This is a genomic window from Pseudomonas shirazensis (assembly GCF_014268785.2).
Lineage (GTDB): Bacteria > Pseudomonadota > Gammaproteobacteria > Pseudomonadales > Pseudomonadaceae > Aquipseudomonas > Aquipseudomonas shirazensis.
On sequence record NZ_JABWRD020000003.1, the window covers coordinates 247,879 to 269,026 of the forward strand.

The window sequence follows — 21,148 nt, forward strand, 5'->3', positions numbered from 1 at the left end:
TCGTCATGTTGCATATTTTCTGTCCCCACTGCGGCGAGCTGCGCTCCGAAGAAGAGTTTCACGCCTCAGGCCAGGCCCATATTGCCCGCCCGCTCGATCCGGCGGCCTGCTCCGACGAGGAGTGGGGTACCTACATGTTCTTCCGCGACAACCCGCGTGGCATTCACCACGAACTGTGGGATCACGTCGCCGGTTGCCGCCAGTATTTCAACGTCACCCGCGACACCGTGACCTACGAAATTCTGGAAACCTACAAGATCGGCGAGAAGCCGCAGATCACTGCCGCCAGCAAGGCTAGCGCCGCGCCGTCGACCGTCAAAGGCCTGGGGGAAAAAGTATGAGCCAGAGTTATCGCCTTGCCAGCGGCGGCCGTGTCAACCGCGGCAAAGTCCTCAATTTCAGCTTCAACGGCAAGACCTATCAGGGTTACGAAGGTGACAGCCTGGCTGCCGCGTTGCTCGCCAACGGCGTCGACGTCGTCGGCCGCAGCTTCAAGTATTCGCGGCCTCGCGGGATCATTGCAGCCGGCACCGAAGAGCCGAATGCGATCCTGCAGATCGGTTCCAGCGAAGCCACCCAGATCCCCAACGTGCGCGCCACTCAGCAGCCGCTGTATGCCGGCCTGGTCGCGACCAGCACCAACGGCTGGCCGAACGTCAACAACGACGTGATGGGCATCCTCGGCAAGGTCGGTGGCAGCATGATGCCGCCGGGCTTCTACTACAAAACCTTCATGTACCCGAAATCGTTCTGGATGACTTACGAGAAGTACATCCGCAAAGCCGCCGGCCTCGGTCGCGCGCCGCTGCAGAACGATCCGGACAGCTACGACTACATGAACCACCACTGCGACGTGCTGATCGTCGGTGCTGGCCCTGCCGGCCTGGCCGCAGCGCTGGCCGCTGGCCGCAGCGGTGCGCGGGTGATCATCGCCGATGAGCAGGAAGAGTTCGGCGGCAGCCTGCTCGACAGCCGTGAGACTCTCGATGGCAAGCCTGCCACCGACTGGGTCGCGGCTACCGTGGCCGAGCTGCAAGGCATGGCCGAAGTGCTGGTACTGCCACGCGCTACCGTCAACGGTTACCACGACCATAACTTCCTGACCATCCACGAGCGCCTGACCGACCACCTCGGTGACCGCGCGCCGATTGGCCAGGTGCGTCATCGCGTCCACCGCGTGCGTGCCAAGCAAGTTGTGCTGGCGGCTGGCGCCCACGAGCGTCCGCTGGTGTACGGCAACAACGATGTGCCGGGCAACATGCTCGCCGGCGCTGTCTCCACCTACGTGCGTCGCTACGGCGTGGCGCCTGGGCGCAAGCTGGTGCTGTCGACCAACAACGACCACGCCTATCGCGTGGCGCTGGACTGGCACGATGCCGGCCTGCAAGTGGTTGCGATCGCCGATGCACGGCACAATCCACGCGGTTCGCTGGTAGAAGAAGCACGCGCCAAGGGCATTCGCATCCTCACTTCCAGCGCTGTGGTTGAGGCGGCTGGCAGCAAGCATGTGACCGGTGCGCGGGTTGCCGCCATCGACGCCCAGGCGTTCACCGTGACCAGCCCTGGCGAAACCCTGGCCTGCGACCTGATCGCGACCTCCGGCGGCTACAGCCCGATCGTTCACCTGGCCTCGCACCTTGGCGGGCGTCCGGTATGGCGTGAAGACATCCTCGGTTTCGTCCCGGGTGATGCGCCGCAAAAGCGCGTCTGTGTTGGCGGCATGAATGGCGTCTACCCGCTCGGTGATGTCCTGGCCGATGGTTTTGAAGGTGGCGTGCGCGCCGCTACCGAAGCCGGCTTCAAGGCCGTGGTCGGTACCCTGCCCAAAGCCGTCCAGCGTACCGAGGAGCCTACCCTGGCTTTGTTCCAGGTGCCGCATGACAAAGGCACTCGTGGGCCGAAGCAGTTCGTTGATCAGCAGAACGACGTCACCGCTGCCGGCATCGAGCTGGCGACCCGTGAAGGCTTCGAGTCGGTCGAACACGTCAAGCGCTACACCGCGCTGGGCTTTGGTACCGACCAGGGCAAGCTGGGCAACATCAACGGCCTGGCCATCGCCGCCCGTTCGCTGGGTATCAGCATTGCGCAGATGGGCACCACCATGTTCCGCCCCAACTACACGCCGGTTACCTTCGGTGCGGTAGCGGGCCGTCACTGTGGTCACCTGTTCGAGCCGGTACGCTTCACCGCGCTGCATTCCTGGCACGTTAAAAACGGCGCCGAGTTCGAGGATGTCGGCCAGTGGAAACGTCCGTGGTATTTCCCAAAACCCGGTGAAGACATCCACGCTGCTGTTGAGCGTGAGTGCAAGGCAGTGCGCGACAGCGTCGGCCTGCTGGACGCCTCGACCCTCGGCAAGATCGACATTCAAGGCCCGGATGCGCGTGAGTTCCTCAACCGTATCTACACCAACGCCTGGACCAAGCTCGATGTGGGCAAGGCCCGTTATGGCCTGATGTGCAAGGAAGACGGCATGGTCTTCGACGACGGCGTGACCGCCTGCGTCGGCGACAACCACTTCATCATGACCACCACGACCGGTGGCGCAGCGCGCGTGCTGGGCTGGATGGAGCTGTACCTGCAGACCGAATGGCCGGAACTGAAGGTGTACTTCACCTCGGTCACCGACCACTGGGCAACCATGACCTTGTCTGGCCCCAACAGCCGCAAGCTGCTGGCCGAGATCAGCGACATCGACCTGGACAAGGACGCCTTCCCGTTCATGACCTGGAAGGAAGGCACCGTTGGCGGCGTGCCGGCGCGGGTGTTCCGCATCTCGTTCACCGGTGAGCTGTCGTACGAAGTCAACGTCCAGGCCAACTACGCCATGGGTGTGCTGGAGAAGATCGTTGCTGCTGGCAAACAGTACAACCTGACCCCGTATGGCACCGAGACCATGCACGTGCTGCGTGCCGAGAAGGGCTTCATCATCGTTGGCCAGGATACCGATGGCTCGATGAACGCCGACGACCTCAACATGAGCTGGTGTGTCGGACGCAACAAGCCGTATTCGTGGATCGGCCTGCGTGGCATGAACCGCGAAGACTGCCTGCGCGAAGACCGCAAGCAACTGGTCGGGCTGAAGCCGATCAACCCTAAACAGTGGCTGCCGGAAGGCGCTCAGCTGGTGTTCGATCCGAAGCAGCCGATCCCGATGGACATGGTCGGTCACGTCACCTCCAGCTATGCCTCCAACTCCCTCGGCTATTCGTTCGCCATGGGTGTGGTCAAGGGTGGTCTCAAGCGCATGGGTGAGCGGGTGTATTCGCCGCAGGCCGATGGCAGCGTGATCGAAGCAGAGATTGTGTCTTCGGTGTTCTTCGATCCGAAGGGTGAGCGGCAGAACGTCTGACACCAGACCGATGCTCAACTCTCGTGGCCGCGGCCGAGCGCCGCTGCCACGCCTGAACACAAGAATTCAAGGCAGGTAACAATGAGCGCTATCAACGTCTTCCAGCAAAACCCCGGCGCCGAGGCCAAGGCCCAGACGCCGCTGCACCATGCAGACCTCGCCAGCCTGGTGGGCAAGGGCCGCAACAACGCAGGCGTGACCCTGCGCGAGAAAAAACTGCTCGGTCATCTGACCTTGCGTGGCGACGGCCATGATCCGGCCTTTGCCAGCGGTGTACACAAGGCACTCGGCCTGGAGCTGCCGGTAGCCCTGACCGTGGTCGCCAAGGGCGAGACCTCGCTGCAATGGGTTGGCCCGGATGAGTGGCTGCTGATCGTCCCGGGCGGGCAGGAGTTTGCGGTCGAGCAGCAACTGCGCAACGCCCTCGCGGGCTTGCACATTCAGGTGGTCAACGTCAGCGGCGGGCAGACCCTGCTCGAGCTGCAGGGCGCCAACGTGCGCGACGTGCTGATGAAATCCACCAGCTATGATGTACATCCAAACAACTTCCCGGTGGGCAAGGCGGTCGGCACGGTGTTCGCCAAGTCGCAGTTGGTGATCCGCCGCACCGGTGAAGACACCTGGGAACTGGTGATTCGCCGCAGCTTCGCCGATTACTGGTGGATGTGGCTGCAGGACGCCTCGGCTGAATACGGCCTGAGCATCGAAGCCTAAGGAGAGTTACATGAGTCGGGCACCGGATACCTGGATTCTCACCGCCGACTGCCCGAGCATGCTCGGCACTGTCGATGTGGTGACGCGGTTTCTCTACGAGCAGCGTTGCTATGTCACCGAGCACCACTCCTTCGATGATCGGCTGTCGGGGCGCTTCTTCATTCGCGTCGAGTTCCGCCAGCCAGGTGATTTCGATGAGGCGGGTTTTCGTGATGGCCTGGCCGAGCGCAGCGATGCGTTTGGCATGACCTTCGAGCTGACCGCACCCAATCACCGGCCCAAGGTGGTGATCATGGTGTCCAAGGCCGATCACTGCCTCAACGACTTGCTGTATCGCCAGCGCATCGGCCAGCTGGGCATGGAGGTGGTCGCGGTGATCTCCAACCACCCCGATCTCGAACCGCTGGCGCAGTGGCACAAGATCCCTTACTACCACTTCGCCCTCGACCCCAACGACAAACCGGCGCAAGAGCGCAAGGTGCTCAAGGTGATCGAAGACAGTGGTGCCGAGCTGGTGATCCTGGCGCGCTACATGCAGGTGCTGTCGCCTGAGCTGTGCCGGCGTCTGGATGGCTGGGCGATCAATATTCATCACTCGCTGCTGCCAGGTTTCAAGGGCGCCAAGCCTTATCACCAGGCGTACAACAAGGGCGTGAAGATGGTCGGTGCCACCGCGCACTACATCAACAACGACCTTGATGAAGGGCCGATCATTGCCCAGGGCGTTGAGGTGGTGGACCACAGCCACTACCCTGAAGACCTGATTGCCAAAGGCCGCGATATCGAAGGGCTGACCTTGGCCCGGGCGGTGGGTTATCACATCGAGCGGCGGGTGTTTCTCAACGCCAATCGGACGGTAGTGCTCTGAGATTGCTGGGGCTGCTGCGCAGCCCTTTCGCGACACAAGGCCGCTCCTACAAAGGACCGCATAGCCTGGGCCGACGCGGTCCCCTGTAGAGCGGCCTTGTGTCGCGAAAGGGGCGCAAAGCGCCCCCAGCTATCTCAACCCCTACCTGGCGCCCGCTGACAAGCCACTGTCGTTTCCAGTCACAACCGCCGGCGCCCACAAGCCCACAATTCCCTCATTCCAGTAGTACATGCCGCCCATGGATGGCGGCGCTTCAACCAACGCTGCATAAGTACAAATCAAGCGAGGTAAGAGCATGTCTGGTAACCGTGGAGTGGTGTATCTCGGTGGCGGCAAAGTCGAGGTGCGAAACATTGACTACCCAAAAATGCAGGACCCGCGCGGCAAGAAAATCGAGCACGGCGTGATCCTCAAGGTGGTCTCCACCAACATCTGCGGCTCAGACCAGCACATGGTTCGTGGCCGCACCACCGCCCAGGTGGGCCTGGTACTCGGCCATGAAATCACCGGCGAAATCATCGAGATGGGTAGTGATGTCGAGCGCATGAAGATCGGCGACCTGGTCTCGGTTCCGTTCAACGTCGCGTGCGGACGCTGCCGTTCCTGCAAGGAAATGCACACCGGTGTATGCCTGACCGTCAACCCGGCACGTGCCGGCGGCGCCTACGGTTATGTCGACATGGGTGACTGGACCGGCGGCCAGGCGGAGTACGTGCTGGTGCCCTACGCCGACTTCAACCTGCTGAAACTGCCCGATCGCGACAAGGCCATGGAGAAGATCCGTGACCTGACCTGCCTGTCGGACATTCTGCCCACCGGCTACCACGGTGCAGTCACCGCCGGCGTCGGCCCGGGCAGTACTGTCTACGTGGCAGGCGCCGGCCCGGTCGGTCTGGCCGCTGCAGCGTCGGCACGCCTGCTGGGCGCCGCCTGCGTAATCGTCGGCGACTTGAACCCGCTACGCCTGGCTCATGCCAAGTCACAGGGCTTCGAGGTGGTCGATCTGTCCAAGGACACCCCGCTGCACGAACAGATCATCGACATCCTTGGCGAGCCGGAAGTGGACTGTGCCGTCGATGCGGTAGGTTTCGAGGCGCGCGGTCACGGCCATGAAGGGGCCAAGCACGAAGCACCGGCGACAGTCCTCAACTCGCTGATGCAGGTTACCCGTGTCGCAGGCAGCATCGGTATCCCCGGCCTGTACGTCACCGAAGATCCGGGTGCAGTGGACGCAGCGGCCAAGATCGGCGCACTGAGCATCCGCTTTGGCCTGGGCTGGGCCAAGTCGCACAGCTTCCACACCGGCCAGACCCCTACCATGAAGTACAACCGCCAGTTGATGCAGGCGATCATGTGGGACCGGATCAACATCGCCGAGGTGGTGGGGGTGCAGGTGATCAGCCTGGACCAGGCGCCGGAAGGATACGGCGAGTTCGATGCTGGCGTGCCGAAGAAATTCGTCATCGACCCGCACAAGACCTTTAGCGCTGCGTGATTCTTTGGGGCCGCTCTGCGGCCCCGATTTCCACCCAGGAACAAACCCCAAAAACCCCAGTCCAATGCCTCGTTTCCCAGGCCATCCCGGCCGACGAGGTCCCCCCGATGAAAGCGCTCACCCTGGCAACCTTGATGACCCTGGCTGCAAGCCCGGCGTTCGCCTTCAACCTCAATGACGCCGCCAACGCCGTGTCTGCCATGCAGGCTCCCACTCAACAGGGCAAGGTACAGGCCCCCGCCGAATCGGCCAACCTGCTCAACACCCTCGGCAACCAACTGAACATCACCCCCGAACAAGCCATCGGCGGCGCAGGAGCAATGCTGGGCCTGGCCCGCAACAACCTCAGCACTGCCGACTACGGCCAGTTGACTCAGGCTGTACCCGGATTGGATCTGCTCGCCGGGGCTAACGCACTTGGCGGTCTGGGTGGTTTGGGCGGCCTGCTGGGCAACGGTGGCGACAATCAATCCGGCCTGAACAACGCTCTGGGCGGCAACGTCGAGAACCGCAACGACCTCAATGACGCCTTCAAGGCGCTGGGTATGGATACCGGCATGATCGGCCAGTTTGCCCCGCTGATCCTGCAGTACCTCGGCCAGCAAGGCCTGGCCGGCTCGCTGCTGCAGAACCTGGGCAGCCTGTGGGGCTCGCCTGCGGTGGCCACCCCACCGTCGATCTGAACCGCAATCGGCCCCGGCAAGTGCGCCGGGGTCAGGCCAGCTCGGCGCGCAGTTGCTCGATGCGCTGGTCCTTGTCCAGCCACAGCTGATTGACCCAAGCCTGCACGCGCTGGCGGAACAGCGGGTCGTTCTCGTAGTCGCCATCCCACAGGCTCGGGTCCAGCTCGTGCACCTGAATGTGGATGATCACCCGGCTGACGCTGCCGTTGAGCAAGTCCCAGAAGCCCGGTGCCTTGTTGCCGGGGTAGACGATGGTCACGTCCAGCAGCGCATCGAGCTGCTCACCCAGCGCTGCCAGCACAAACGCCACGCCGCCGGCTTTGGGCTTGAGCAGGTGCTTGAACGGCGATTGCTGTTCGCGGCGCTTGGCTTCGGTGAAACGGGTGCCTTCGAGGTAGTTGACCACGGTCACCGGCTGACGCTTGAACAGTTCGCAGGCGGCCTTGGTAATTTCCAGATCCTTGCCTTTGAGCTCCGGGTGCTTCTCCAGAAACGCCTTGCTGTAACGCTTCATGAACGGGTAGTCCAGACCCCACCAGGCCAGGCCCAGCAGTGGCACCCAGATCAGCTCCTTTTTCAGGAAAAACTTGAAGAACGGCACGCGCCGGTTAAGGCTTTCGATCAACGCCGGGATGTCCACCCAGCTCTGGTGGTTGCTGACGCACAGGTAGGAGGTGTCGGTGCGCAGGGTATCGACTCCACGTACGTCCCACTGGGTCGGCACGCACAGGGCAAAGATTGCCTTGTCGATGGCCGACCAGCTTTCGGCGAACCACATCACGGCGGCCGAGGCGTAGTCGCGGCCGCGCCCGGGCAGTACCAGCTTGAGCAGGGCGAACACCATCAATGGGCAGATCATCACCACCGTGTTGAGCAGGAGCAAAAGGCCGGTAACGATCCCGGTCAGCAGGCGACGCATAAAAACACTCTTGTTGTATGAAATTGGCAGGCTGCAATGATAAATGCGCTAAACGCCTACGCCAAACTTCCTAGATCAGCAGGGCCAGACAAATGTTTCACATTATGTTGAGTAAGCTCGGGCAACGAACCTATCCCGTTGTTGCAGTCTAAGCACTGTCTTGTATTTAGGATGCCTGCCCTGTGAAATCGATGCTTGCCCTGTTGTCGTTGCTCGCCCTGCCGGTCATGGCCGCCGAGCCGACCCTTTATGGCCGTTACGAGTACATCTCGCTGCCGGAAATCGGCGGCCAGACGTTGAAGGCGAAGATGGACACCGGTGCCCTGACCGCGTCGCTGTCGGCCAAGGATATCGAGCGGTTTACCCGCGACGGCGAAGACTGGGTGCGCTTCCGCCTGGCGACCAAGGATGCCGATGGCAAGGTCTACGAGCACAAGGTCGCGCGCATCAGCAAGATCAAGGCGCGTGCCGACGAAGACGAAGAAGAGGGCGAAACTGCTGAGGCCGCCAAGCGCCCGGTAGTCGATCTGGAGCTGTGCCTGGGCGGCGAGAAGCGCACCGTCGAGGTCAACCTGACCGACCGCAGCAGCTTCAACTATCCGCTGTTGATCGGTGCCAAGGCGTTGCGTGAGTTCAAGGCGGCGGTCAACCCGGCGCGTAGATACACCGCAGGCAAGCCTGGCTGCTGAGGCGCCGCCCACGGCCAGGCAAAGGCAAGCTGCAAGTGCGAGCGGATCGGTGTAAGTTCACGCCATCCGCTTCGTCTTGAAGCTCACCGCTTGAGGCTTGCAGCCAGACCGTGGCCCACATTCTTATTGTTGAAGACGAATCGGCGATTGCCGATACCCTGATCTATGCCCTGCAGGCCGATGGCCACAGCACCGAGTGGGTTTCGCTCGGCAGCGCTGCGGTCGAGCGCCAGCGCCTGCTGCCAGCAGACCTGGTAATTCTGGACATCGGCCTGCCCGATATCAGTGGCTTTGAAACCTGTCGCCAGTTACGCCGTTTCAGCGAAGTGCCGGTGATGTTCCTGAGTGCCCGTGACGCTGAAATAGACCGCGTGCTGGGCCTGGAAATCGGTGCCGACGACTACGTGGTCAAGCCGTTCAGCCCGCGGGAAGTGGCGGCGCGGGTGCGGGCGATCCTCAAGCGCATGGCGCCGCGCAGCGAAACGCCCGCTGTGGCGACGCTGTTTCAGGTCGACACGCTGCGCATGCAGATCGTTTACCGTGGTTTCAGCCTGGCCCTGACCCGTCACGAGTTTCGCCTGCTGCAGTGCTTGCTTGAGCAGCCGCAGCGGGTGTTCAGCCGCGAGCAGTTGCTCGACGCGCTGGGGGTAGCGGGGGACGCTGGCTACGAGCGCACCATCGACAGTCATATCAAGAGCCTGCGCGCCAAGCTGCGCCAGGTCGCCGCTGACGCCGAGCCGATCCAGACCCACCGCGGCCTGGGCTACAGCTACAGCCCGGAACACGCCTGATGCGCCTGGGTATTCGGATCTTTCTGGTGTACTTCCTGTTTGTCGGGCTGGCTGGCTATTTTCTGCTCAATACCGTGCGTGAGCAGATCCGCCCGGTGGTGCGCCAGGCTTCCGAAGAAACTCTGGTCGACACTGCCAACCTGCTGGCGGAGATCCTCCACGACGACGTCAAGGCCGGGACCCTTGGCCAGAGCCGCTTGCCGCAGTTGCTTGAATCATACGGCCAACGCCGCCCCGGTGCGCAGATCTGGGGGCTGGCGAAGAATCAGGTCAGCCACCGCATCTACGTGACCGACGCCAATGGCATCGTCCTGCTCGACTCGGCCGGGGTCGATCTGGGCAAGGATTACTCACGCTGGAACGACGTCTACCTGACTTTGCACGGGCAATACGGTGCGCGCTCTTCACGCAGCGATCCGGATGACGAAAGCACCTCGGTGATGCACGTCGCGGCGCCGATCATGGATGCCGGCAAGATCATCGGCGTGGTCACCGTGGCCAAGCCCAACAGCTCGCTGCAGCCGTACATCGACCGCGCCGAGCGGCGCCTGCTCAATCTTGGCCTGGGCTTGATTATCCTCGGCCTGCTGGTCGGTGCGCTGTTGTCGTGGTGGCTGGCGCGCTCGCTGCGCAGGCTCACCCACTACGCCCAGGCGGTCAGCGAGGGTCAGCGCGCGGCGTTGCCGCATTACAAGGGCGGCGAGCTCGAGCAACTCGCCACCGCAGTCGAGCGGATGCGCACCGAGCTTGCCGGCAAGGCCTATGTCGAGCGCTATGTGCATACCCTGACCCACGAGCTGAAAAGCCCGCTGGCGGCGATTCGTGGCGCCTCCGAGCTGCTGCAGGGCGACATGCCCGCCGAGCAGCGGCTGCGTTTTGCCAGCAATATCGAACGTGAGAGCGGGCGCTTGCAGCAGATGATCGAACGCTTGCTGAATCTCGCCCAGGTCGAGCAGATGCAGGCTCTGGAGGATGAGCAGGAGGTGGCGCTGGCGGCGCTGGTCGACGAGTTGCTGCTGGCCCACGCAGCGCGTATCGACAGCGCTGGCTTGCAGGTGCGCCAGCGCGTGCCGGCGGCGGTGCGGTTGCGTTGTGATCCGTACCTGATGCGCCAGGCGTTGGCCAACCTGCTCGAGAATGCACTGGACTTCACCCCGGCGGGTGGGGCGTTGCTGTTCGAGCTGGAGCAGGGCGGCGAACGCGTCGCGTTGAGCCTGTTCAACCAGGGTGAGGCAATTCCGCAATACGCGATAGGGCGCGTCAGCGAGCGCTTCTATTCGCTGCCGCGACCCGGCAGTGGGCGCAAGAGCAGCGGTCTGGGGCTGAATTTTGTCGCAGAGGTGATGCAGCTGCATGGTGGCGAGTTGGCGGTGGATAACGTCGAGGGCGGCGTGCGGGTGAGGTTGTTGCTGCCGCTGCGGCGCATCTGTTGAATTACCGAGGCGCTCACCACAGTATCTCCACGCAATCTCCACATTGGCTCCCTGCTGGCTCCACAGGCGCGGCACAGACTGTGCCCATCGCCAACGGAGCCCCCACCCATGAACAAGACCCTGAGTTTCAAGCTCGGCATGATCGCCTTGCTGATGTTGCTGCTGTTGATACCGCTGCTGATGATCGGTGGCCTGATCGAGGACCGGCAGAACCTGCGCGACAATGTGCTGGCCGACATCGCTCAGAGCTCCAGCTTCGATCAGCTGATCTCCGGCCCATTGCTGGTGGTGCCGTACCGCAAGTACGAGCGGCGCTGGATCGATAAGGACGGCCAGAGCGTACAGGAGACGGTCACCGTTAACGGACAGCTGTACTTCCTGCCGGAGACGTTCGACGCTGACATCAACATCGATACCGAACTGCGCGCCCGCGGCATCTATCAGGCGCGGCTGTTCCACGCCAAGAGCCAGATAGCCGGGCGGTTCAAGCTGCCCCAGCGTTGGGGCATCGACAAGGACTATGAGGACTACCGTTTCGACAAGCCGTTCCTGGTGGTCGGCATCAGCGACATCCGCGGCATCGAGAGCAACCTGGAACTGCAGCTGGATGATCAACGCCTGCCTTTCGCTGCAGGTACTGGTCTGGACTGGATGCGTGGCGGTGTGCACGTGCCGTTGCCGCAGTTCGATGGCCAGCAGGCGCGTGAGTTCACCTATGGCTTCGAGCTTGCCCTGCAAGGCACCGGGCAGCTGTACGTGCTGCCGATCGGGCGCAGCAGCAGTGTCGACATGCAGGCCAACTGGCCGCACCCAAGCTTTGTCGGCAGTTACTTGCCAAGCCGGCGCGAGATCAGCGGTGAGGGCTTCAAGGCCCACTGGCAGACCTCGTTCTTTGCCACCAACCTGGAAGATGCCCTGCGCCAGTGTGCGACGGTCGCCGACTGTAGCGAGTACAAGCAGCGCACCTTTGGCGTGAGCTTTGTCGACCCGGTCGACCAGTACCTCAAGAGCGAGCGGGCGATCAAATATGCGCTGCTGTTCATTGCTCTGACCTTTGCCGGATTCTTCCTCTTCGAGGTGCTGAAAAACCTCAGCGTGCACCCGGTGCAGTACGTGCTGGTAGGCGTGGCGTTGGCGTTCTTCTACCTGCTGTTGCTGTCACTGTCCGAGCACCTGGGCTTTGGCGCTGCCTATGGTTTGTCGGCGTCGGCTTGTGTGCTGCTGATCGGCTTCTACCTCAGCCACGTGCTGCGCAGTGTCTGGCGCGGGCTGGGCTTCGCTGGCGGGTTGGCGGTGCTCTACGCGATGTTGTTCGCGCTGCTCAGCGCCGAGGACTACGCGCTGTTGATGGGCTCGCTGCTGTGCTTTGGCTTGCTCGGCGTATTCATGGTCCTGACCCGGCGCCTGGACTGGTCGCGGGTGGGGAGGTCGGCATGAGGGAGGAACGTGAGCTGGGGCGCCGGCTGGCGCTGCAGATCGGCCTGCTGTTTGCGCCAGGCCAGCGCTGAAAGAGGGGCCGCATTGCGGCCCCTTTTGCCGTCAGTCAGGCAACTGGCGCAGTGGCGCGCAGCGAAGGCCGCTGCGACACTTCGGCGTACCAGGCCGCCAGCCCGGGCTGGCGCTCACGCCAGCCGAACTCAGGCTGGCGCAGGTCCAGATAACCCAGCGCGCAGGCGACGCCGATGGCGACCATGTCGAACCCGGAGATCAGCTCGGCGAGATGCTCCTGCTCCAGGTTGGCCAGGCTGCGGCGGATCTTTTCGCTCTGCGCTTCGAGCCAGCCATCCCAGCGCTTGTCCTGCGGGCGCAGGAAGCTCTCGTAGCGGCTCGATACCGCCGCATCCATGATCGCGTCGGCCTGCGCCGCCAGGGTCAGCCGGCGCCAGCGGGCCGAGCCCTCACGCGGGATCAACGGGGTGCCGACGTGCTGGCTGTCGAGGTACTCGCAGATCACCCGGCTGTCATGCAGCACAGTGCCGTCTTCCAGGCGCAGGGCCGGAATCTTGCCGATCGGGTTGTCCTGGTTGAGTTGCTCGTCGCCAGCCACCGGGCTGATATTCACTGCCTGCAACTGTACCCGCGGCAGTTGCCCGGTTTCGTGCAGCACCACCATGACCTTGCGCACGAACGGCGACAGCGGCGAGTGGAACAGGGTCATCGTGCTCATGGCCGGGCCTCAGTTGCCTTGCAGGCTGGGCGGCAGGCACACGCCGGTGCCAGCGATGCCGCAGTAGCCGTTGGGGTTCTTGGCCAGATATTGCTGGTGGTAGGCCTCGGCGAAGTACACCGTTGGCGCCTGCTCGATCTCGGTGGTGATCGGGCCAAAGCCGGCCTTGTCCAGCTCAGCCTGGTAAGCCGCTTTGCTCGCGTTGGCTTGCTCGAGCTGCTCGGGGCTGGTGCAGAAGATCGCCGAACGGTACTGGGTGCCGACGTCGTTGCCCTGACGCATGCCCTGGGTCGGATTGTGCAGCTCCCAGAACATCGCCAGCAGCTCCTGATAGCTGACCTTGTCCTTGTCGAACACGACCAGCACCACTTCGGTGTGGCCGGTCAGGCCCGAGCAGACTTCTTCGTAGGTTGGGTTCGGGGTGAAGCCGCCGGCATAGCCGACCACCGTGCTGACCACGCCTTCGCGCTGCCAGAAGCGGCGCTCTGCGCCCCAGAAGCAACCCAGGCCAAAGATGGCGAAATCGACGTTCTGAAAGAACGGCCCAAGCAGCGGCGTCTCGTTGAAGACGTAATGCATCTCGGGCAGGCTCATCGGCGTCTCGCGGCCAGGCAGGGCCTGTTCCGCAGTAGGCAGGACGTTTTTGTTCACCAGGATTTCCGAACGCAGGACCATGGCCGCTCCTCTGTATATTCAGTAGATGTAGGCAGGGGCCGTCAGCGCGCTGCTGCGGCCCGAATGACTTGTATAGTGCCCGAGACTGAGCGCGCTGTCAGGCCACTGGTCCGCGCGGGTAGCGCTTGAGGCGCTCAACCAGTTCGCGGCCGGGGATTGGTCGATCGAACAGGTAGCCCTGGCCGACGTCACAACGATGGCGGCGCAGGAAAGCCAGCTGCGCAGGGGTCTCGATACCCTCGGCAACTACCTTGAGCTTGAGGTTGTGAGCCATGGCCACCACCGCCGAGGTGATTTCCATGTCGTCCTGGTTGTCCGGGATTTCGTTGATGAAGCTGCGGTCGATCTTGATGATGTCGATCGGGAATTTCTTCAGGTAGCTCAGCGACGAATAGCCGGTACCAAAGTCATCCATCGCCAGGGTCAGTCCCAACGCCTTCAGTTCGATCAGCTGGCGGTGGGTGTCTTCGGTCGCCTCAAGCAGCAAGCCTTCGGTCAGCTCCAGTTCCAGCAAGTGCGAAGGCAGGCCTTCTTCCCTGATGATCGAGCCGATCGAGCTGACCAGCTCCGGGTCGGAAAACTGCTTGGGCGAAAGGTTGATGGCGACGTGCAGGTCACCCAGGCCAGCGGCGCTCAGTTCAAGGCTCATGCGGCACGACTGGCGCACCACCCACTTGCCGATAGGGATGATCAGGCCGGTTTCTTCGGCCACGCTGATGAACTGATCCGGGCGGATCATGCCGCGCTCCGGGTGGTTCCAGCGCAGCAGCGCCTCCAGCCCGAGCAGGCGCCCGCTGCGCAGGCACAGCTTGGGCTGGTAGAACACCTCCAGCTCGTTCTGGGTCAGGGCGCGGCGCAGGTTGTTCTCGACGAACAGCTTGTAGCTGGCTTCGGCGTTGAGCACTTCGGTGAACACCTGCACCTGATGCTTGCCGTTGGCCTTGGCCTTGTGCAGGGCGAGGCCGGCGTTTTTCATCAGGGTCTGCGGGTCGCTGCCGTGCAGCGGCGCGCAGGCCAGGCCGACCGAGGCGGTGACGTTGATCAGCTGGTTGTCGACGAACATCGGCTTGTCGAGGGTGCGCAGCAGTTGCAGGGCAATGCTCTGGCCGCCCTCCAGGCTGGTGTGGTCGAGCAGCACGGCAAATTCGTTACTGGCAAAGCGCGCAAGGATGCCGCCGACGGTCAGACTGTTGCGCAGGCGTCGGGCCAGGCTCACCAGCAGCTTGTCGCCGGTCTGGTGGCCAAGGCTGTCGTTGATCCGCTTGAAGTTGTCGATGTCGACCAGCAGCAGGCACAGCGAACTGGCGCTGTCGCGGCTGAAGCGCTCATCGAGGTTGCGAATGAACGCCGGGCGGTTGCCCAGGTTGGTCAAGTTGTCGGTGTAGGCCAGGCGCTCGATGCGCTGCTGAGCCAGCTTGCTCTGGGTGACGTCTTCGTAGATGCCGATGTAGTGGGTCAACTCGCGGTTGTCGCCGTACACCTTGGAAATCGACAGCTGACCCCAGTAGGGTTCGAGGTTCTTGCGCCGGCTCTTGAATTCGCCCTGCCAGCTGTTGCCCATGTCCAGGCTCGACGGCGAATCGAACAGCAGCTCGCTGAGGTTTTCCAGGGCCGGCAGTTCGGACAGGCGATGGCCCTGGACCTCATCGGTGCTGTACTGGGTGATCGCGGTGAAACTTGGGTTGACGTACTCGACCACGCCGTCGCGGTTGACCAGCAAAAAGGCGCTGGCGCTCTGCTCGACCGCGCGCTGGAACAGGTGCAACGCGCTGGCAGCGGTACGGCGGTTGTGGTTGGTGATGACCTGGGCGAACTGGTCGGCGAGCTCGCCGGCAAAAGCGATTTCATCCGACTGCCAGGCCCGCGGCATGCCGGTCTGCTCCAGGCACAGCACGCCGACTACCTGGCCGTCGACGCGGATACTGGCGTCGAGCATGGCGTTGTCGGAGGCCGGGAACAGGCTCTGCGCCATGTCGCGGGTGCGCGGGTCGTGGCTGGCGTTGTGCGCGTCGATGGCGCGGCTGGCATGCAGCGCTTCGATGTAGTCGGGGAACTGGCTGGCGTCGATCGGGGCCGGTAGGCGATGCTCCTGGTCAAGCCGGTACCAAGCGGTAATCGGCTCCAGCTGCTGGTCATGCAGGTACCAAATGCTCGAGCAGTCGACGTTGTAGATCTCACAGGCGCTGCGGGTGATCAGCTCGGCGGCTTCGAGCAGCGAGTTGTCGGCGCTGTAGCGCTGCCGCGCCAGGCGCAGAATCAAGTCTTGCTGGGCCCGTACCCGCTCCAGATGCTCGAGCTGTTCCTGCTGTGCACGCTGGTTCAGCTGTAGGGCGATCTGCAGGCGGTTGTTGCGGGTTTCCAGGTCGCTGGCGGTCATGTTGATGCTGTCTTCGGCGTGATCATCGAGCACTGTCAGGTACCCGCGCAGCAGCTGCCGGCCATGCTGCTTGTAGACTTCGCCGCATTCGAGCAAACGCAATGGCGCCGGGCCAACGTGCAGGGTGTAGCGCACCCGGTAATGACCACGGCGCGACAGCTGCAGCTGGATCTCGTCATGCAGGCGATAGCGTGCTTCGGGCTCCATCAGGCTGGCATATGGCGAGCTGACCAACGCGCACAGCTCAGCAGCAGGCAGGCCGAATTGGCGGTCGCAGTTGGGGTCCAGGTAGAGCATCGCCCAGTTGGCTTCGTTGAGCCTTTCGAAACGCAGCATGCCCAGCCGCGAGGGCACGGGTAGCTGGGTCACGACCTCGGCCGCCACTCGGGTCGCGGCATCGGGTTGGCTTTTCATCGAAGACTCGCTTGAAGAGGGTGACAGGGCCTGGCAGGCAGCGCATCTGGCAAGGTTGCATCATGTCCCGAAGGCTGGCAAGCGGCCATGTCGGGCTATTGGCAGTTTATCGGCAGGGGCGTGAGTTTCTGCAGCCGGCTGCAGTTTTGCGGGCAAAAAAAAGCCCCGCCAGGGGCGGGGTTGAGGTACGAGCGTGGCAGCTCGAAAATGGTGCCTGCTGCCCCGGCATGTACCGGGGCAGCAGTTGCAGCATTACAGCAGGATGGTGCGGATATCACCCAGCAAGTCGCTCAGACGCTTGGTGAAACGCGCAGCAGCGGCGCCGTTGATCACACGGTGATCGTACGACAGCGACAGCGGCAGCATCAGCTTGGGCTGGAAGGCCTTGCCATCCCAGACTGGCTGGATGGTTGCCTTGGATACACCCAAGATCGCCACTTCCGGCGCGTTGACGATCGGCGTGAAGCCAGTGCCGCCAATGTGACCGAGGCTGGAGATGGTGAAGCAGGCGCCCTGCATCTCGTCGGCCGAAAGCTTTTTGGTACGGGCTTTTTCAGCCAGTGCCGCAGCTTCGCCAGCCAGTTGCAGCAGGCTCTTCTGGTCAACGTTCTTGATGACCGGGACCAGCAGACCATCCGGGGTGTCGACGGCGAAACCGACGTTGACGTACTTCTTGCGGATGATTGCCTTGCCGCTTGGTGCCAGCGAACTGTTGAAGTCCGGCAGCTCCTTGAGCAGGTGGGCGCAGGCCTTGAGCAGCAGCGGCAGTACGGTCAGCTTGACGCCGGCCTTTTCCGCTACCGCTTTTTGCGCGACACGGAAGGCTTCCAGCTCGGTGATGTCAGCCGAATCGAACTGAGTCACGTGCGGCACGTTGAGCCAGCTGCGGTGCAGGTTGGCAGCGCCGACCTGCATCAGGCGGGTCATGGCCACTTCTTCGACTTCACCGAACTTGCTGAAGTCGATCACCGGGATCGGCGGGATACCAGCACCACCGGTTGCACCGGCGGCGGCCGGAGCTTCCTTGGCCTTCTGCATCATCGCCTTGACGTAGACCTGCACGTCTTCCTTGAGGATGCGACCGTGCGGACCAGTAGCCGAAACAGCGCCCAGCTCGACACCGAATTCACGGGCCAGCTGACGTACCGCAGGGCCGGCATGGACCTTGGCGTTGCTGGCAGCAGCCGGGGCAGCAGCCTGGGCCGGTGCAGCAGCTGGAGCCGGTGCGGCGGCAGGTGCGGCAGCCGGAGCAGCCTCAGCCTTGGCCGGTGCGGCAGCAGCTTGGGCAGGGGCCGCAGCAGGTGCGGCGCCAGCGATCTTCAACTTGAGGATCAGGTCACCGGTGCCGACTTCGTCGTCCAGCTTGGCGATCACTTCTTCAACCACGCCAGCGGCAGGCGAAGGGATCTCCATGGAGGCCTTGTCGGACTCCAGGGTGATCAGCGACTGGTCAGCTTCGACGGTGTCGCCGGCCTTGACCAGGACTTCGATGATCTTGGCCTTGCCCGACGAGCCGATGTCCGGCACGTGGATGTCCTGCACGGTGGCAGCAGCAGGAGCTGCGGCCGGCGCAGGAGCAGCCTCGGCGGCTGGCGCAGGCGCGGCAGCCGGTTGTTCGGCGGCAGGCGCAGCAGCGGCCGGAGCCTCGGACGCCGCAGCGCCCTCGGCTTCCAGAACCAGCAGTTCGTCGCCTTCTTTCAGGCGATCGCCCAGCTTGACCTTGAGCTCTTTGACGATGCCGGCTTTAGGCGCCGGAATCTCCATGGAGGCCTTGTCGGACTCCAGGGTCAGCAGGCTCTGGTCAGCCTCGATGCGGTCGCCAACCTTGACGAACAGCTCGATGATTTCACCTTCACCGCTGCCGATGTCAGGTACGCGAATGAGTTCGCTCACTTAAAAATACTCCTCAGCAGTCCAGTGGGTTGCGCTTGTCCGGGTCGATGCCGAACTTGACGATGGCATCAGCTACCACCTTCGGTTCGATCTCGCCACGGTCAGCCAAGGCTTCCAGGGCGGCCAGCACCACGAAGTGACGGTCAACTTCGAAGAAGTGACGCAGCTTCTTGCGGCTGTCGCTGCGACCGAAACCATCGGTACCCAGGACTTTGAACTCTTTGCTCGGCACCCACTGACGGATCTGCTCGGCAAAAATCTTCATGTAGTCGGTCGATGCGATAACCGGGCCTTTGCGACCGGTCAGGCACTGCTCGACGTAAGTCTGCTGTGGCTTCTGGCCAGGCTTGAGGCGGTTGGCGCGTTCTACGGCGAGGCCGTCGCGACGCAGTTCGTTGAAGCTGGTAACGCTCCACACGTCGGCACCGACGTTGAACTCTTCGCGCAGGATCTTCGCAGCTTCACGGACTTCACGCAGGATGGTGCCGGAGCCCATCAGCTGAACGTGGTGTGCCGCGTCGCGGGTGTCTTCTTCGAGCAGGTACATGCCCTTGACGATACCTTCCTCGACACCGGCCGGGATTGCCGGCTGCTGGTAGGATTCGTTCATCACGGTGATGTAGTAGAAGATGTCCTGTTGCTCTTCGGTCATCTTCTTCATGCCGTCCTGAATGATCACCGCCAGCTCATAGCCGTAGGTTGGATCGTAGGTGCGGCAGTTCGGGATGGTCCCGGCCAGCAGGTGGCTATGACCGTCTTCGTGCTGCAGGCCTTCACCGTTGAGGGTGGTACGGCCGGCGGTACCGCCGATCAGGAAGCCACGGGTGCGGCTGTCGCCAGCGGCCCAGGCCAGGTCACCGATACGCTGGAAGCCGAACATCGAGTAGAAGATGTAGAACGGCAGCATCGGCTGGTTGTGGTTCGAGTACGAAGTACCGGCAGCGATGAACGACGACATGGCGCCGGCTTCGTTGATGCCTTCTTCGAGAATCTGACCTTTCTTGTCTTCGCGGTAGAACATCACCTGGTCTTTGTCGACTGGCTCGTAGAGCTGGCCGACCGACGAGTAGATACCCAGCTGGCGGAACATGCCTTCCATACCGAAGGTACGGGCTTCGTCCGGGATGATCGGAACGATGCGCTGGCCAATCTCTTTGTCCTTGACCAGCTGCGCGAGGATCCGCACGAAGGCCATGGTGGTTGAGATTTCACGGTCGCCCGAACCGTCCAGGATAGCCTTGAGGGTTTCCAGGGGCGGGGTCGGGATGCTCATGCTCTTGGCGCGGCGCTGTGGTACGAAGCCACCCAGGGCGGAGCGACGCTCGGCCAGGTAACGGGCCTCGGCGCTGCCTTCTTCTGGTTTGAAGAACGGCAGGTTCTCCAGCTCGTCGTCCTTGACCGGGATGTCGAAACGATCACGGAAGTGACGCAGGCTGTCGACGTCGACCTTCTTGGTGTTGTGCGCGGTGTTCTTGGCTTCGCCAGCACCGGTACCGTAACCCTTGATGGTCTTGGCCAGGATGACGGTCGGCTGATCCTTGTGGTTCACAGCCTGGTGGTACGCCGCGTAGACCTTGTACGGGTCGTGGCCGCCACGGTTGAGCTTCCAGATCTCGTCATCGGACAGGTCTTCGACCATGGCCTTGAGCTCTGGAGTGTTGAAGAAGTGCTGACGGACGTACGCGCCGTCCTTGGCCTTGTAGTTCTGGTACTCGCCGTCGATGACTTCGTCCATGCGACGTTGCAGGATACCGTCGACGTCCTTGGCCAGCAGTGGGTCCCAGAAACGGCCCCAGACCACTTTGTTGACGTTCCAGCCACCGCCACGGAACACGCCTTCGAGTTCCTGGATGATCTTGCCGTTACCGCGCACTGGGCCGTCGAGGCGCTGCAGGTTGCAGTTGATGACGAAGATCAGGTTGTCCAGCTTCTCGCGGCCAGCCAGGGAGATCGCGCCCAGGGATTCCGGCTCGTCGCACTCGCCGTCGCCCATGAAGCACCAGACCTTTTGCTTGCCGGCCGGGATGTAGCCGCGGGCTTCGAGGTACTTCATGAAGCGCGCCTGGTAGATCGCCTGGATCGGGCCCAGACCCATCGAAACGGTCGGGAACTGCCAGAAGTCAGGCATCAGCCATGGGTGCGGGTAGGACGACAGGCCTTTGCCATCGACTTCCTGACGGAAGTTGTTCATCTGCTCTTCGCTGATCCGGCCTTCCATGAAGGCACGAGCGTAGACGCCAGGCGAGGCGTGGCCCTGGAAGAAGATCAGGTCGCCGCCGTGTTCGTCGGTCGGGGCCTGGAAGAAGTAGTTGAAGCCGATGTCATACAGGGTGGCACTGGAGGCAAAGCTCGAGATGTGTCCGCCCAGGTCCGAATCCTTCAGGTTGGTGCGCATGACCATGGCCAGTGCGTTCCAACGTACCAACGAGCGAATGCGGCGTTCCATGAACAGGTCGCCAGGCATGCGTGCTTCGTGGGTGACAGGGATGGTATTGCGGTATGGCGTGGTGATGGCATACGGCAGCTGGGAACCACTGCGGGTGGCCAGCTCGCCCATACGGGTCATCAGGTAATGAGCGCGGTCTTCGCCTTCTTTGTCGAGGACCGACTCCAGGGCATCCAGCCATTCCTGGGTTTCGATTGGATCGAGGTCTTGCATGGCTTGCTCCAGGGCGGAA

At 62.8% G+C, this 21,148-nt stretch carries 16 protein-coding genes; 10 read left to right on the plus strand and 6 right to left on the minus strand.

Annotated features, from left to right (window positions below; all coding sequences use genetic code 11):
* The first annotated feature begins 5 nt into the window (after positions 1 to 5).
* The 6 genes from HU736_RS17070 (at position 6) to HU736_RS17095 (ending at position 7,112) form a co-directional block, all read left to right on the plus strand.
* Positions 6 to 341: a sarcosine oxidase subunit delta gene (locus HU736_RS17070; protein WP_101322467.1), complete on the plus strand. Its 336-nt coding sequence runs from the start codon at positions 6 to 8 to the stop codon at positions 339 to 341.
* A complete protein-coding gene (locus tag HU736_RS17075; RefSeq protein ID WP_101322466.1) occupies positions 338 to 3,352 on the plus strand; it encodes a sarcosine oxidase subunit alpha in 3,015 nt (1,004 codons plus the stop codon). Before HU736_RS17070 ends, HU736_RS17075 begins: the two co-directional genes overlap by 4 nt.
* An 81-nt stretch (positions 3,353 to 3,433) precedes the next feature.
* Positions 3,434 to 4,066, plus strand: coding sequence for a sarcosine oxidase subunit gamma (locus tag HU736_RS17080; RefSeq protein ID WP_186700485.1), 633 nt, complete (start codon positions 3,434 to 3,436; stop codon positions 4,064 to 4,066).
* Positions 4,067 to 4,076: 10 nt separating this feature from the next.
* Positions 4,077 to 4,934, plus strand: a complete 858-nt coding sequence (gene purU / locus HU736_RS17085) for a formyltetrahydrofolate deformylase (protein ID WP_186700483.1) — start codon at positions 4,077 to 4,079, stop codon at positions 4,932 to 4,934.
* Positions 4,935 to 5,229: 295 nt separating this feature from the next.
* On the plus strand, positions 5,230 to 6,429 hold the full coding sequence (gene fdhA / locus HU736_RS17090; protein WP_103435251.1) for a formaldehyde dehydrogenase, glutathione-independent: 1,200 nt from the start codon (positions 5,230 to 5,232) through the stop codon (positions 6,427 to 6,429).
* Positions 6,430 to 6,536: 107 nt separating this feature from the next.
* Positions 6,537 to 7,112 carry a DUF2780 domain-containing protein gene (locus HU736_RS17095; protein ID WP_186700481.1) on the plus strand — a complete coding sequence of 192 codons (576 nt, stop codon included), beginning with the start codon at positions 6,537 to 6,539 and terminating at the stop codon, positions 7,110 to 7,112.
* Positions 7,113 to 7,143: 31 nt separating this feature from the next.
* Here HU736_RS17095 and yihG read toward each other — a convergent pair whose 3' ends face one another.
* A complete protein-coding gene (gene yihG / locus HU736_RS17100) occupies positions 7,144 to 8,031 on the minus strand; it encodes a 1-acylglycerol-3-phosphate O-acyltransferase, YihG family (protein ID WP_103435249.1) in 888 nt (295 codons plus the stop codon).
* A gap of 182 nt (positions 8,032 to 8,213) precedes the next feature.
* On the opposite strand from yihG, the gene rloA2 reads away from it, so the two are divergent.
* From rloA2 to creD, 4 genes are all read left to right on the plus strand, one after another.
* On the plus strand, positions 8,214 to 8,720 hold the full coding sequence (rloA2, locus tag HU736_RS17105) for a retropepsin-like aspartic peptidase RloA2 (RefSeq protein ID WP_103435248.1): 507 nt from the start codon (positions 8,214 to 8,216) through the stop codon (positions 8,718 to 8,720).
* 110 nt (positions 8,721 to 8,830) lie between these two features.
* Positions 8,831 to 9,511, plus strand: coding sequence for a two-component system response regulator CreB (gene creB / locus HU736_RS17110; protein ID WP_103435247.1), 681 nt, complete (start codon positions 8,831 to 8,833; stop codon positions 9,509 to 9,511).
* Entirely contained in the window at positions 9,511 to 10,944 is a 1,434-nt protein-coding gene (gene creC / locus HU736_RS17115) for a two-component system sensor histidine kinase CreC (protein WP_186700479.1), read from the plus strand. The genes creB and creC overlap by 1 nt, the downstream gene beginning before the upstream one ends.
* A gap of 108 nt (positions 10,945 to 11,052) precedes the next feature.
* Positions 11,053 to 12,381, plus strand: a complete 1,329-nt coding sequence (gene creD, locus HU736_RS17120; protein WP_186700477.1) for a cell envelope integrity protein CreD — start codon at positions 11,053 to 11,055, stop codon at positions 12,379 to 12,381.
* Positions 12,382 to 12,487: 106 nt separating this feature from the next.
* Here creD and HU736_RS17125 read toward each other — a convergent pair whose 3' ends face one another.
* The 5 genes from HU736_RS17125 to aceE form a co-directional block, all read right to left on the minus strand.
* Positions 12,488 to 13,111 carry a glutathione S-transferase gene (locus tag HU736_RS17125; protein ID WP_186700475.1) on the minus strand — a complete coding sequence of 208 codons (624 nt, stop codon included), beginning with the start codon at positions 13,109 to 13,111 and terminating at the stop codon, positions 12,488 to 12,490.
* Between the two features lie 9 nt (positions 13,112 to 13,120).
* Positions 13,121 to 13,786: a peptide-methionine (S)-S-oxide reductase MsrA gene (gene msrA / locus HU736_RS17130; RefSeq protein ID WP_101322452.1), complete on the minus strand. Its 666-nt coding sequence runs from the start codon at positions 13,784 to 13,786 to the stop codon at positions 13,121 to 13,123.
* Positions 13,787 to 13,883: 97 nt separating this feature from the next.
* Positions 13,884 to 16,577: a putative bifunctional diguanylate cyclase/phosphodiesterase gene (locus HU736_RS17135; protein ID WP_103435244.1), complete on the minus strand. Its 2,694-nt coding sequence runs from the start codon at positions 16,575 to 16,577 to the stop codon at positions 13,884 to 13,886.
* A 252-nt stretch (positions 16,578 to 16,829) separates the two neighbouring features.
* Complete coding sequence (gene aceF, locus HU736_RS17140; protein WP_186700473.1) at positions 16,830 to 18,470, minus strand: dihydrolipoyllysine-residue acetyltransferase; 1,641 nt, start codon at positions 18,468 to 18,470, stop codon at positions 16,830 to 16,832.
* 13 nt (positions 18,471 to 18,483) lie between these two features.
* The gene (gene aceE / locus HU736_RS17145) at positions 18,484 to 21,129 is read right to left on the minus strand and encodes a pyruvate dehydrogenase (acetyl-transferring), homodimeric type (RefSeq protein ID WP_103435242.1); all 2,646 of its coding nucleotides are present in this window, start codon (positions 21,127 to 21,129) and stop codon (positions 18,484 to 18,486) included.
* Positions 21,130 to 21,148: the final 19 nt, after the last annotated feature.

Coding starts and splice junctions, on each gene's coding strand:
- creD (WP_186700477.1), top strand. CDS start 11,053: ATGAACAAGACCCTGAGTTTCAAGCTCGGCATGATCGCCTTGCTGATG.
- yihG (WP_103435249.1), bottom strand. CDS start 8,031: ATGCGTCGCCTGCTGACCGGGATCGTTACCGGCCTTTTGCTCCTGCTC.
- purU (WP_186700483.1), top strand. CDS start 4,077: ATGAGTCGGGCACCGGATACCTGGATTCTCACCGCCGACTGCCCGAGC.
- aceE (WP_103435242.1), bottom strand. CDS start 21,129: ATGCAAGACCTCGATCCAATCGAAACCCAGGAATGGCTGGATGCCCTG.
- creC (WP_186700479.1), top strand. CDS start 9,511: ATGCGCCTGGGTATTCGGATCTTTCTGGTGTACTTCCTGTTTGTCGGG.
- HU736_RS17070 (WP_101322467.1), top strand. CDS start 6: ATGTTGCATATTTTCTGTCCCCACTGCGGCGAGCTGCGCTCCGAAGAA.
- HU736_RS17135 (WP_103435244.1), bottom strand. CDS start 16,577: ATGAAAAGCCAACCCGATGCCGCGACCCGAGTGGCGGCCGAGGTCGTG.
- HU736_RS17125 (WP_186700475.1), bottom strand. CDS start 13,111: ATGAGCACGATGACCCTGTTCCACTCGCCGCTGTCGCCGTTCGTGCGC.
- msrA (WP_101322452.1), bottom strand. CDS start 13,786: ATGGTCCTGCGTTCGGAAATCCTGGTGAACAAAAACGTCCTGCCTACT.
- HU736_RS17075 (WP_101322466.1), top strand. CDS start 338: ATGAGCCAGAGTTATCGCCTTGCCAGCGGCGGCCGTGTCAACCGCGGC.
- HU736_RS17080 (WP_186700485.1), top strand. CDS start 3,434: ATGAGCGCTATCAACGTCTTCCAGCAAAACCCCGGCGCCGAGGCCAAG.
- fdhA (WP_103435251.1), top strand. CDS start 5,230: ATGTCTGGTAACCGTGGAGTGGTGTATCTCGGTGGCGGCAAAGTCGAG.
- HU736_RS17095 (WP_186700481.1), top strand. CDS start 6,537: ATGAAAGCGCTCACCCTGGCAACCTTGATGACCCTGGCTGCAAGCCCG.